Origin of the sequence: Flavobacterium segetis, from assembly GCF_900129575.1 — a bacterium.
Lineage (GTDB): Bacteria > Bacteroidota > Bacteroidia > Flavobacteriales > Flavobacteriaceae > Flavobacterium > Flavobacterium segetis.
This window is the reverse complement of record NZ_FQWE01000003.1, coordinates 162,621-174,930: the sequence shown is the minus strand read 5'-3', so window position 1 is coordinate 174,930 and position 12,310 is coordinate 162,621. Positions and strand designations below refer to the sequence as shown.

Below are 12,310 nucleotides of genomic sequence, written 5' to 3'. Positions count from 1 at the left end.
AGTTTTACTAATGGATTCATTATTTTCTATCCATTTTTTCTTGAAATGCAAAATAAGCGCGTTGGGATGCTTTTTCTTCTGCTTTCTTTTTAGAGGTCGCTCTTGCTTTTGCAACGACCTTATCATCAATACTTAATTTTACACCAAATAGTCTTTGACCGTCTATCGCATTATCTTCAAAAATATCATAATGAAATATTTTTTTTTCTTTTTGACACCATTCAATTATCAAGCTTTTATAACTGATTACTTTTCCCTCAAGTCTGGTAATATCAACGTAAGGAGTGATCACTCGTTTTTGAATGAATTTTTCACAGTATAGGTATCCTCGATCTAAATAAATAGCACCTACTAAAGATTCGAAAATATTACCATGGATATTTTCACCAAAGTGTTGCAATTGAACTTTGCTCTCGATGTACTGAATTAAATTTAGATCTTTACCTAGTGCATTTAAATGTTCTCTACTTACGATTTTTGAACGCATTTTTGTCAAATAACCTTCGTCGCCTGCGGGTGCTTTATTAAATAAATAAGCGGCAATTACAGAACTTAACATGGCGTCACCTAAAAATTCTAGACGTTCGTAATTCATGGGGTTTCCCATTATATCAAGTCGGTTAGATGATCGATGCGTAAATGCTTTTTTATAATTTTCAAGATTTAATGGTGCAAATCCTAAAATTTTCTGGACAGAATTAAAAAAAATCCCGTCTTCTGTCGAACGGGATTTTGAAAATATTTTTCTAATTATACCCATATAAAATTAGATCTCTAATTTTTTAACTAGTACGCAGGCATTGTGACCTCCAAAACCAAAAGTATTACTCATTACCACGTTCATATCTCTTTTTTGTGCTTTATTAAAGGTAAAGTTTAATTTAGAGTCGATGTTTTCATCATCAGTAAAATGATTGATAGTAGGTGGAACTATTCCATGCTTTAATGATAAAATAGACGAAATAGTTTCTACAGCTCCTGCTGCACCAAGTAAATGGCCAGTCATCGATTTGGTTGAATTCAAGTTCATTGAGTAAGCATGCTCACCAAAAACGTGTAAGATTGCTTTTGATTCGGCCATGTCTCCCAAGGGCGTTGAAGTACCGTGCATATTGACACCGTCTACATCGCTTGCTTGTAAACCAGCATCTCTTAAACAATTTAGCATCACATTTTTAGCGCCTAATCCTTCAGGATGTGGAGCTGTTATGTGATACGCATCAGCAGACATTCCACCGCCACCAATTTCACAATATATTGTTGCGCCTCTTGCTATTGCGTGCTCATATTCTTCTAATACTAATGCACCTGCTCCTTCACCTAGTACAAAACCATCACGATCTTTATCCATTGGTCGTGATGCCGTTTTTGGATCATCATTTCTTGTTGAAAGTGCATGCATAGCGTTAAATCCACCCATTCCAGCAATTGTAACAGCAGCTTCGGATCCACCGGTTACCATGGCATCAGCGTGACCTAATCTAATATAATTAAAAGCATCTATGATCGCATTTGTAGATGAGGCACAAGCTGAAACAGTTGTAAAGTTTGGACCTCTAAAACCGTATTTTATAGAAATGTGTCCGCCAGCAATATCAGCGATCATTTTCGGAATAAAAAATGGATTAAATTTAGGAGTTCCGTCACCTGCTGCGAAATTAAGAACCTCAATTTGGAAAGTTTCTAAACCACCAATTCCTGATCCCCATATTACACCAACTCTATCTTTATCTAATGTTTCAAAATTAAAACCGGCATCTCGTACTGCTTCTTCAGATGCGACCATTGCATATTGCGCATAACGATCCATTTTTCGGGCTTCTTTTCGCTCAATAAAATTTTCTACGTTAAAGTTTTTGACTTCGCAGGCAAAATGAGTTCTAAATTTTGAAGCGTCAAAATACGTAATTGGTGCAGCACCACTAACGCCATTAATGAGGTTATTCCAAAATTCTTCAACAGTGTTACCAATAGGAGTAAGAGCGCCTAAACCTGTTACAACAACTCGTCTTAATTCCATAAATTCTTTATTTTGTTATCTTTAAATAAATAAAACCCATGCCGATACTGTATAAATTAGTACAAAACAGCTATGGGTAATTTTATAAATATCTTTTGATTGAAATACAATCTCGAATTTAATTTTAGAAAAATAATAATGACACCCGTTTACTGTATTGTAAACGGGTGTATCTTTTATTATTTTTTAGCTTCCTCTATGTAAGAGATTGCTTGACCTACAGTAGCGATGTTTTCTGCTTGATCGTCTGGAATTTGAATGTCAAATTCTTTTTCGAATTCCATAATAAGCTCTACAGTGTCTAATGAGTCAGCTCCTAAATCATTAGTGAAGCTTGCTTCTGTTACAACTTCGTTTTCGTCAACACCTAATTTGTCTACGATAATCGCTTTTACTCTTGATGCAATGTCTGACATAATCTTTAATTTTAGAATTTAATTTGTTGGCAAAAATAAAAAACTTTATTTTAAAACAACCATATAGTTCATAAATGTGCAATCTAAAGTATGAAATTTATTTTAAGAAAGCACAGACAATGTTATTTATTTACGATTTTTATCCGTTTTTTTGTGGCAATATAAAGAAGCTGTTTATGAAAAAAATTGTTGTTTTTGCCTCTGGATCGGGTACTAATGCTGAAAATATCATTAAATATTTTGAAAAAAGTCTTTCAGCAAATGTTGTAACTGTTTTTACTAATAATCCAAATGCAACAGTTATTGAGAAAGTAAAAAACTACGGTATTCCGATAGAGATTTTCTCAAAAACTGACTTAAATGAAGGTGATGTATTACAAAAGATTAATGTAATTAAGCCAGATTGGATCGTTTTAGCTGGATTTTTACTTAAATTCCCTCAAAATATTATTACCGAGTACCCAAATAGAATAATAAATATACATCCCGCTTTACTTCCTAAACATGGCGGTAAAGGAATGTATGGAATGCATATTCACCAGGCCGTAATTGATAATAGGGAAACTGAAACTGGTATTACCATACATTATGTGAATGAAAATTATGATGAAGGTGCCATTATTTTTCAGCAAAAGATTAATATCGATAATTTAAAAACTGCGCAACAAGTTGCAGCAAAAATTCATCAATTAGAACAAGAGTATTTTCCAAAGATTATTGAGAGCTTATTATAAATTTGAAACTAATTGTATAACCGCTGAAGATGAATTATCAATATTAATTACCAATATTTCAAATGAAACACGACGTGCATATTTATACTGACGGTGCAGCGAAAGGAAACCCTGGAAACGGTGGTTATGGCATTGTGATGGAGTGGGTAGGTAAACCATATAAAAAAGAATTTTATGAAGGTTTTCGATTGACTACTAATAATAGAATGGAGTTATTAGCTGTTATTGTGGGTCTTGAGAAACTTAAAAGCGCAAATACACATGTTTTAGTTGTTTCAGATTCTAAATATGTGGTGGACTCAGTTGATAAAAAATGGGTTTTGAGCTGGGAAAAAAAGGGCTTTGTTAATCGGAAAAACTCTGATTTATGGAAACGTTTTCTCGTTGCTTACCGAAAACATAAAGTAGAATTCAAGTGGATAAAAGGGCATAACAATCATGTCCAGAATGAAAGATGCGACGTTTTAGCAGTTTATGCATCTGGATTACCAACTCTATCCATTGATGCTTTTTACGAAAGTGAAGATAAAAAGCTACTTTAAGATGTGATTAATATTCAAAATTATTAAAACTTTACATTTTAAACGCGTTGCAATTTTAGTTGTTATAAACTATCTTTGCGTCTTAATTCGAAACGAAAAAAATGAATAAATTATTGATTGTTGGAACAGTAGCTTTTGATGCAATTGAAACTCCTTTTGGAAAAACCGATAAAATTTTAGGTGGTGCAGGAACTTATATTGGTCTTTCGGCTTCTTTTTTTAATGTACAATCGGCTATAGTTTCTGTAGTTGGCGATGATTTTCCACAAGAATATTTAGATTTATTAACTTCAAGAAATATTGATATTTCAGGACTTGAAGTTGTAAAAGGGGGTAAAACATTTTTCTGGAGTGGAAGGTATCATAATGATTTAAATTCAAGAGATACTTTAGATACGCAATTAAATGTTTTAGCTGATTTTCAGCCAAGAGTACCTCAAGAATATAAAAATGCTGACATAGTAATGTTAGGAAACTTACATCCGCTTGTTCAAAGTAGTGTTTTAGACCAAATGACAACACAGCCAAAATTAGTTGTTTTAGATACTATGAATTTTTGGATGGATTGTGCCTTGCCAGAACTTCTAGAAGTAATTAAACGTGTTGATGTAATTACAATTAATGATGAAGAGGCGCGTCAGCTTTCTGGAGAATATTCTCTGGTTAAGGCTGCAGCCAAAATTCAAATGATGGGCCCGAAATACGTTGTCATAAAGAAAGGAGAACATGGAGCATTGCTGTTTCATGATAAAGAAGTTTTCTTTGCTCCAGCATTACCATTAGAAGAAGTTTTTGATCCTACAGGAGCAGGCGATACTTTTGCAGGTGGATTTGCAGGTTACATCACTCAAAGCGAAAATATTTCATTCGAAAACATGAAAAACGCCATCATCCAAGGTTCTAATTTAGCTTCGTTTTGCGTTGAGAAATTTGGTACTCAAAGAATGATTGAATTAGATAAGAGTGAAGTTTTATCACGATTGAAACAATTCAAATCACTAACTCAATTTGATATAGAATTATAGTAATGAACACCTCGGAAACGGGGTTTTTTTGTCTAAAAAAATAAGCAATAAATTTCAGTTTAACTTTACTAAAAAAATGAAATCTAATTTCATTAATCTTCAGGATAACTCAACAACAACAACAACAAATTACAATACAATGAGCGACGCTTTACAACACGAATGCGGAATAGCATTAGTACGATTACTTAAACCGCTTGAATTCTACAAGGAGAAATACGGAACTGCTTTTTACGGGATTCAGAAAATGTATCTTTTAATGGAAAAACAGCACAATCGTGGACAAGATGGTGCTGGTTTCGCGAGTATAAAATTAGACGTTGAACCTGGCGAAAGATATATAAGCAGGGTTCGATCTAATCATGCACAACCAATACAAGATGTTTTTGCTCAAATCAACGATCGAATTAATGAAGAAATGGCAGCTCATCCAGAATATGCGGATGATGTCGTTCTCCAAAAAAAGAAAATTCCGTACTTAGGTGAATTATTTTTGGGTCATGTTCGCTACGGAACTTTTGGTAAAAACAGTATTGAAAGTGTTCACCCATTTTTAAGACAAAATAACTGGATGCATCGCAATCTAATTTTGGCTGGGAATTTTAATATGACTAACGTAAAAGAGCTTTTTCAAAGTTTAGTTGAACTTGGTCAACATCCAAAAGAGATGGCGGACACAGTTACTGTAATGGAGAAAATTGGTCACTTCCTTGATGATGCCGTTACTGACTTGTATCAAGAATGTAAAAATGAAGGTTTAAATAAAAGAGAAGCCTCACCAATAATTGCAGAGCGTTTAGATGTTGCAAAAATATTAACACGCGCATCAAAAAACTTAGATGGCGGTTACGCTATGGCAGGATTACTAGGACATGGAGATGCTTTCGTGTTTAGAGATCCAGCTGGAATACGTCCTGCGTATTTTTATCAAGATGATGAAATAGTTGTAGTTGCATCTGAAAGACCAGTAATTCAAACTGTTTTTAATGTTCCATTTGAAAAAATTCAAGAAGTTGAGCCTGGAAATGCTTTGATTATAAAGAAGAATGGAAAAATTTCTATGGAGGAAATACTGACTCCTACAATTAAAAAAGCATGTTCCTTTGAGCGTATTTATTTTTCAAGAGGTAGCGATGCTGAAATCTATCAAGAAAGAAAAACATTAGGGAGACTAATTCTGCCAGCAGTTTTAGATGCAATTGATCAAGATACGGATAATACTGTTTTCTCCTATATTCCCAATACGGCTGAAACTTCTTTTTATGGTCTTGTAGAAGCAGCTCAGGATTTTTTAAATCAAAGGAAAAATAATTACATCCTACAAAATAGAAATGCATTAACTAAAGAGTCATTACAAGAATTACTTGCTGTAAAGATTAGGACAGAAAAAGTAGCAATAAAAGATGCTAAACTAAGAACTTTTATTACTGAGGATAGTAGTAGAGACGACCTAGTTGCGCACGTATATGATGTTACTTATGGTGTTATTAAACCAACGGACAATCTCGTAATTATAGATGATAGCATTGTGCGTGGTACGACTTTAAAAATGAGTATCATAAAAATGATGGATCGATTAAATCCTAAAAGAATTGTAATTGTTTCATCAGCACCACAAATACGCTATCCTGATTGTTACGGAATTGACATGGCTAAGCTAGAAGGATTAGTAGCATTTAAAGCAGCATTAGAGCTATTAAGAGAAAGAGATATATATCATATTGTTGAAGAGGTTTATGCTAAATGTAAAGCTCAGGAAAATTTTGATGACAGTGAAGTTGTAAATTATGTGACAGCTATTTATGCTCCATTTGCACCTCAAGAGGTTTCAGATAAAATTGCTGAAATGTTGAGTTCTCCAGAAATAAAAGCCGAAATAAAAATTATTTTTCAAACCGTTGAAGATTTACACATTGCATGTCCTAAAAATTTAGGGGACTGGTATTTCACAGGTGATTATCCAACACCGGGAGGAAACCGTGTCGTAAATCGTGCATTTATGAATTTTTATGAGGGAAAAGATGTCAGAGCATACTAGAAATCAGCACAATAAGCTTTTAATCGGCTATATAAGCTAGTTGCCTAATTTATTTGGCAACAAAACAAAATTTTAATAGTTTTACTAAACCATAATATTAGTAGGTTAAGTTTATGGTAGATTTGGGGCAAAAAAGGTGAAAGCAATTTCACCTTTTTTATTGGAATAAAGTCAAAGCGGTAGAAATAGGAAACTTAACAATTGTATCAATTTTTAAAAAATAAAAGACGGGCTATAAAAAATTTTAATTATCTTTTTTATAGTCCGTCTTTTTAATCTATCTTAATTTATGAGAAGATTTTATTTCTCTAAAGCAAATCTTCTTGAAACTTCAGTCCAATTAATTACATTAAAAAATGCTTCTATATAATCAGGTCTTCTGTTTTGATAATGCAAGTAGTAAGCGTGTTCCCAAACATCCATTCCTAAAATTGGAGTTCCGCCACAACCTATACTTGGCATTAATGGATTGTCTTGATTTGGAGTTCCACAAACTTCAACCTTCCCCCCTTTGTGTACACAAAGCCAAGCCCATCCTGAACCAAATTGTGTAGCTCCCGCTTTACTAAAACTTGCTTTAAATTCTTCAAAAGTTCCATAAGCAGTTTCGATTGCAGCTAATAAATCACCTGTTGGTAATCCTCCACCATCTGGAGACATAACAGTCCAAAACAAGCTATGATTATAAAAACCACCGCCATTGTTGCGAACTGCCATGTTTTTCATATCAAGGTTGATCAAGATATTTTCTATTGTTTTGCCTTCCATATCTGTTCCTGCAATAGCTGCATTCAAGTTTGTAGTGTAGGCGTTATGATGTTTTGTATGATGGATTTCCATCGTACGTGCATCAATATTTGGTTCTAATGCGTCATAAGCATAAGGTAATTGTGGTAATTCGAAAGCCATAATATGATTGTTTAAATTAATTTGTACTATTATTCAAGTCAAATTTACTCATTAAACTTTGGAAACGGAAATTCTAATTCGTTATAATTTCATTAAATTAATTGATAGTGCGCTTTGTAGAATTCATAATCCTTTGATATATAGAATCCAATTCCAATTTTGTAAAGTAATGATTTTGTTTTGTAGAAGTAAATAAAAAGAAATTATTGCAAACTCAGTTCAATAAATTTCTATGTAAAATCAGATTGAGTAAGTAATGTTAAATAATAAATGTATAAAATAGCGCGATATAATTCACTTGATAAACAATTATTGTAAATAGCCATCAAGATTGCGCCATTGCCATACAAACAATACTAATTCTGGCTCCTGGAACTTTCAACAATGCTCGAGAACAAGCTTCTAAAGTTGATCCAGTTGTAATCACATCATCAATTAATAGAAAATGTTTGTTGTAATCTTTTTCAGTGAAGCAAACGTCAAAAATAGATTCAATTCCTTCTGTTCTTCCTAAAAGATTTTTTTTAGATTGTGTCTTTGAATAAATAGTACGCACTAAAAGAGTATTATTATACTCTACCTTTAAACTTAAAGAAAGCGCTTTGCTAAATGCCGTAACTTGATTATAACCTCTTTCTTTTAATTTTCTGCGATGTAGCGGAACAGGAATGATTTGATCTACACTTTGTAATAAATCAATTGTTCTCAAATCTTCAGCATACCATTCACCTAGAATTGTTCCTATTTCTTCATGTCCTTTGTATTTTAAATTATGGATAAGTTGCTGGACGATTCCTTTTTTATGAAAATAAAACAATGCCGACGCATGATGAATTGGAATTCGACCATAAAACTTTTTGAAAGCATCATTGTCTGCTATTAAGTGATGATTGGTCAACGGAATATCGTGCCGACATACGGTACAAATTACTTTTTCATTCGCTAATAAAAAAGAATTACAACCCGAGCAAACTTTTGGAAAAAAGAGATTAATGATGCTTTGAAACATATAATCAGAGATTTAATTGTAAAAATAAACAAATCAATCGTTCAATGTTGCCGTAATTACTTTTTTTAGTAGATCACTTTTTATATTTTTGCAGTACTATGGCAAAACAAGAAGATTTATTTAAGAATGTAATTTCGCATGCAAAAGAATACGGATTTATTTTCCCATCAAGCGAAATTTATGATGGTTTAAGTGCAGTTTATGATTACGCACAAAACGGAGTCGAATTAAAAAAGAACATACGCGAATACTGGTGGAAAGCAATGGTTCAGTTGAATGATAATATTGTAGGTCTGGACTCGTCAATTTTAATGCATCCTACAACTTGGAAAGCTTCAGGTCACGTAGATGCTTTCAATGATCCATTAATTGACAACAAAGATTCAAAAAGAAGATATAGAGCTGACGTTTTGATTGAAGATTATGCAGAAAAGCTAAATCAAAAAGCGGTCAAAGAAATTGAAAAAGCACGAACCCGTTTTGGAGATGCTTTCAATGAGAAAGAATTTGTTACTACTAATGCACGGGTAATTGAATATAAATCACGAGAAAGAGAAATTCTAGAAAGGATGGGTCGCTCGCTTGGCAACGAAGATCTTGAAGATGTTAAAGCATTAATTGAAGAATTAGAAATTGCTTGCCCAGAAACAGGTTCGAGAAATTGGACCGAGGTACGTCAATTTAATTTAATGTTTGGAACTAAATTAGGTGCTTCTGCAGAAACTGCGATGGATCTATATTTACGACCAGAAACTGCGCAGGGTATATTTGTAAATTTCCTAAACGTCCAGAAATCTGGTCGAATGAAAGTTCCTTTTGGTATTGCACAAACAGGAAAAGCTTTTAGAAACGAGATTGTAGCAAGACAATTTATTTTTAGAATGAGGGAATTTGAACAAATGGAAATGCAATTTTTTGTTCGTCCAGGCGATGAAATGAAGCATTATGAGTTTTGGAAAGAAGCCCGTTTAAAATGGCATTTATCTCTTGGTCTAGGTAAAGAAAATTATCGTTTTCATGATCATGAAAAATTAGCTCATTATGCTAACGCTGCCGCTGACATCGAATTTAATTTTCCTTTTGGATTTAAAGAGCTAGAAGGAATTCATTCTCGCACCGATTTCGACTTAAAAGCTCATGAGCAATTTTCAGGTAGAAAACTACAGTATTTTGATGCGGAATTGAACCAGAATTATGTTCCTTATGTTGTGGAAACATCAGTAGGATTAGATAGAATGTTCTTAGCCGTTTTTGCCACATCATTAAAAGAAGAAACATTAGAAGATGGATCCACAAGAACTGTTTTAAAATTGCCATCAGTTTTAGCACCTACAAAAGCGGCAGTTTTACCACTAGTCAAAAAGGATGGATTGCCTGAAATAGCACATAAAATAATTGAAGATTTAAAATGGGATTTTAACGTTGTATATGATGAGAAAGATGCAGTGGGAAGACGTTATAGAAGACAAGATGCACTTGGAACCCCCTTTTGTATTACAGTAGATCATCAAACAATTGAAGATAATACAGTAACGATTCGTCATAGAGATACTATGAAGCAAGACCGTGTAAGTATTTTAGACTTGAAATCAATTATCGAAAACGAAGTTTCTATTAAAAACTGGTTGATGAAAATTTAGAAAATAAAATTCTAATTTTTGAATATTACAATTCCAAAATTAGAAGTCAATTAAAAATCCCAAATTCATTTAGTATAATTTGGGATTTTTATCATTTTTTAAAAGCGATACCCGAAGCTAATTGCACCACGACCAACGATCTCGTAATCAGTGTCATTACTGTTGAATAAATTTCGTCCTACGCCTGCATTTATTTCAAATACAAAACCCTTTTTGGTGATCCATTTCGATCCTAAACCAAAACCTAGAGCAAAATCAGTTCTATTTTCCATAACATAATTAAAATTGCTACTAGAATTAGAGTAAATATAACTATCATAGGCGTTTAACATACCAAACCCTTCTGCAAAAAAACCAGCAGCTGGCTTTTTGCCAAAATAATAGCGGTAATAGGGAGTTAATTGAAAATTTGGTTCAATATCGTCAATTATTGGGACAAACAAAGCAATACCAAAGGCAGATTCTTCATTTAGAATTCTTTCATAAGTACCTTCAAAAGCACCTGCAACTAAAAATGCTACGTTGAGTTTGATTTCGTTTTTCTTGAAATCGAGCGCTTCCTTTTCTTGACTAATACCAGCGGCGTAAACAAATAATCCAAACAAAATAAATACTTTCTTCATGTAATTTTTTTATAAAAGTAATATAAATTTGTAAGATAATCCATTTTTTATTTCAGTGCTAAATATTTTTTTGTCAGGAATTTTTTGCTTAAAAATTTTGTTAAATAAGATACTTAATTTTCAAGTATTGTTAAATATTTTATAGAATTAACAATTTTATATAGATAACTTATTGTTATAGATGCAAATTATACCTACAATTATCTTTCTTTATAAAATTCGTTTAAAAGCTCTTTAACGGATATATTTGCATTATAACTTATTGTTTTAACATTTGTTAAAAACATATTAACAACGGTTATCAAAAAACGGTTAAATGCTTATTTTTAAATGAATTATAAAATGAACCGGATTCATACATCCCATTTTCTAATTAATCAGCTAATTAAATCTTAATTATTGAATTATCTCAATCATTTCAATAGTTTAATTTTCAGCCATACAACCCTAACAATTCTAGTAAAAATCATTAATGATCTATTCTTATATTATTATTGATGATAAACAGGAAAGTATTTTACAAACCAAAAGTGTTGCCGATAGTTTTTTAGAACTTAATTTTTTGAATTCAGCTAATAATTACGAGGATGGACTAAACTTGATTTTAGAACTTAATCCTGATATCGTATTTTTAGAAATTGATCCAAAGGATAAAAACTGCAATTTATCCCTTTCTCTTATCAATGAACTATATCGGTATTTAAAAGTAGTACCTAAAATTATTGTTACAACTCATAGAAAAGATTTAGCCTTTGATGCTATTCAGTATTGCGTTGCTGATTATATATTGAAACCGGTAGAAAAAATCGATTTCATAAAATTCATCCTAAAACTAAAAAAATTAGAGCCTCATGAAGACCGAGGTCAAATGGTAGAAAAAATTGAATCTACAATTATTCCAGAAATTCCAGTATGTGTGCCGCAACAAGAACTAGTTAGTCAAGAAAAATCATTTGTATTATGTATAAAATCGTACGGTGATTATAGATATATCAACGCTAAAGATATTAGTTATCTTAAAGCTGATAATAATTCTACGGACATTCACTTATACAATGGTGAAATTGTAACTGCTTTTAAAACGTTAAAACACTTTGAGGGCGCTTTGTCATTTCCGTTTCTGAGAATTCATAACAGTTATATAGTTAATCGAAATTATATTGCTAGAATACACACGGGAAATTCAGTGTGTTATATCAGAAATAGTGCGGTTAAACTTCCTTTTTCGCGCACCTATAAAATCAATATTGATTTAATAATTTCAGAATTTGCCAACGGAAATTACCTCGAAATTTAAAATTCACCAGTTACTGTAAATTGATGGTCATTCACTAACAATTGCATGTATTCTACC

General features: G+C 32.4%; 12 protein-coding genes. 6 read left to right on the top strand and 6 right to left on the bottom strand.

What is annotated here, in order from left to right; all coding sequences use genetic code 11:
• Positions 1-19 precede the first annotated feature (19 nt).
• The 3 genes from rnc to BUA99_RS05115 form a co-directional block, all read right to left on the bottom strand.
• On the bottom strand, positions 20-760 hold the full coding sequence (rnc, locus tag BUA99_RS05125) for a ribonuclease III (RefSeq protein ID WP_072989139.1): 741 nt from the start codon (positions 758-760) through the stop codon (positions 20-22).
• A 6-nt stretch (positions 761-766) separates the two neighbouring features.
• A complete protein-coding gene (gene fabF, locus BUA99_RS05120; RefSeq protein ID WP_072989136.1) occupies positions 767-2,020 on the bottom strand; it encodes a beta-ketoacyl-ACP synthase II in 1,254 nt (417 codons plus the stop codon).
• A gap of 179 nt (positions 2,021-2,199) precedes the next feature.
• Entirely contained in the window at positions 2,200-2,436 is a 237-nt protein-coding gene (locus tag BUA99_RS05115; RefSeq protein ID WP_007137004.1) for an acyl carrier protein, read from the bottom strand.
• 176 nt (positions 2,437-2,612) lie between these two features.
• Between BUA99_RS05115 and purN the strand changes: the two genes are divergently transcribed.
• The 4 genes from purN to BUA99_RS05095 all read left to right on the top strand — a co-directional run bounded on the left by purN (position 2,613) and on the right by BUA99_RS05095 (position 6,775).
• Positions 2,613-3,170, top strand: coding sequence for a phosphoribosylglycinamide formyltransferase (gene purN / locus BUA99_RS05110; protein WP_072989133.1), 558 nt, complete (start codon positions 2,613-2,615; stop codon positions 3,168-3,170).
• Positions 3,171-3,232: 62 nt separating this feature from the next.
• Complete coding sequence (rnhA, locus tag BUA99_RS05105; RefSeq protein WP_072989130.1) at positions 3,233-3,712, top strand: ribonuclease HI; 480 nt, start codon at positions 3,233-3,235, stop codon at positions 3,710-3,712.
• A 101-nt stretch (positions 3,713-3,813) separates the two neighbouring features.
• Entirely contained in the window at positions 3,814-4,737 is a 924-nt protein-coding gene (locus BUA99_RS05100) for a PfkB family carbohydrate kinase (RefSeq protein ID WP_072989127.1), read from the top strand.
• 139 nt (positions 4,738-4,876) lie between these two features.
• Positions 4,877-6,775, top strand: coding sequence for an amidophosphoribosyltransferase (locus BUA99_RS05095; RefSeq protein WP_072989724.1), 1,899 nt, complete (start codon positions 4,877-4,879; stop codon positions 6,773-6,775).
• A gap of 300 nt (positions 6,776-7,075) precedes the next feature.
• Here the strand turns inward: BUA99_RS05095 and BUA99_RS05090 are convergent, their stop codons facing one another.
• Positions 7,076-7,684, bottom strand: a complete 609-nt coding sequence (locus tag BUA99_RS05090) for a superoxide dismutase (RefSeq protein ID WP_072989125.1) — start codon at positions 7,682-7,684, stop codon at positions 7,076-7,078.
• A gap of 325 nt (positions 7,685-8,009) precedes the next feature.
• On the bottom strand, positions 8,010-8,693 hold the full coding sequence (locus BUA99_RS05085) for a ComF family protein (RefSeq protein ID WP_072989123.1): 684 nt from the start codon (positions 8,691-8,693) through the stop codon (positions 8,010-8,012).
• Positions 8,694-8,791: 98 nt separating this feature from the next.
• Between BUA99_RS05085 and BUA99_RS05080 the strand changes: the two genes are divergently transcribed.
• A complete protein-coding gene (locus BUA99_RS05080) occupies positions 8,792-10,333 on the top strand; it encodes a glycine--tRNA ligase (protein ID WP_072989120.1) in 1,542 nt (513 codons plus the stop codon).
• A gap of 98 nt (positions 10,334-10,431) precedes the next feature.
• Here BUA99_RS05080 and BUA99_RS05075 read toward each other — a convergent pair whose 3' ends face one another.
• Entirely contained in the window at positions 10,432-10,956 is a 525-nt protein-coding gene (locus tag BUA99_RS05075) for a hypothetical protein (protein ID WP_072989117.1), read from the bottom strand.
• Between the two features lie 472 nt (positions 10,957-11,428).
• On the opposite strand from BUA99_RS05075, the gene BUA99_RS05070 reads away from it, so the two are divergent.
• A complete protein-coding gene (locus tag BUA99_RS05070; RefSeq protein WP_072989115.1) occupies positions 11,429-12,253 on the top strand; it encodes a LytR/AlgR family response regulator transcription factor in 825 nt (274 codons plus the stop codon).
• Positions 12,254-12,310: the final 57 nt, after the last annotated feature.

Excerpts from the sequence above, each read along its gene's own strand:
- rnc (WP_072989139.1), bottom strand. The coding sequence starts at position 760 with ATGGGTATAATTAGAAAAATATTTTCAAAATCCCGTTCGACAGAAGAC.
- BUA99_RS05075 (WP_072989117.1), bottom strand. The coding sequence starts at position 10,956 with ATGAAGAAAGTATTTATTTTGTTTGGATTATTTGTTTACGCCGCTGGT.
- BUA99_RS05085 (WP_072989123.1), bottom strand. The coding sequence starts at position 8,693 with ATGTTTCAAAGCATCATTAATCTCTTTTTTCCAAAAGTTTGCTCGGGT.
- BUA99_RS05080 (WP_072989120.1), top strand. The coding sequence starts at position 8,792 with ATGGCAAAACAAGAAGATTTATTTAAGAATGTAATTTCGCATGCAAAA.
- BUA99_RS05090 (WP_072989125.1), bottom strand. The coding sequence starts at position 7,684 with ATGGCTTTCGAATTACCACAATTACCTTATGCTTATGACGCATTAGAA.
- purN (WP_072989133.1), top strand. The coding sequence starts at position 2,613 with ATGAAAAAAATTGTTGTTTTTGCCTCTGGATCGGGTACTAATGCTGAA.
- BUA99_RS05095 (WP_072989724.1), top strand. The coding sequence starts at position 4,877 with ATGAGCGACGCTTTACAACACGAATGCGGAATAGCATTAGTACGATTA.
- BUA99_RS05100 (WP_072989127.1), top strand. The coding sequence starts at position 3,814 with ATGAATAAATTATTGATTGTTGGAACAGTAGCTTTTGATGCAATTGAA.
- fabF (WP_072989136.1), bottom strand. The coding sequence starts at position 2,020 with ATGGAATTAAGACGAGTTGTTGTAACAGGTTTAGGCGCTCTTACTCCT.
- BUA99_RS05115 (WP_007137004.1), bottom strand. The coding sequence starts at position 2,436 with ATGTCAGACATTGCATCAAGAGTAAAAGCGATTATCGTAGACAAATTA.
- BUA99_RS05070 (WP_072989115.1), top strand. The coding sequence starts at position 11,429 with ATGATCTATTCTTATATTATTATTGATGATAAACAGGAAAGTATTTTA.
- rnhA (WP_072989130.1), top strand. The coding sequence starts at position 3,233 with ATGAAACACGACGTGCATATTTATACTGACGGTGCAGCGAAAGGAAAC.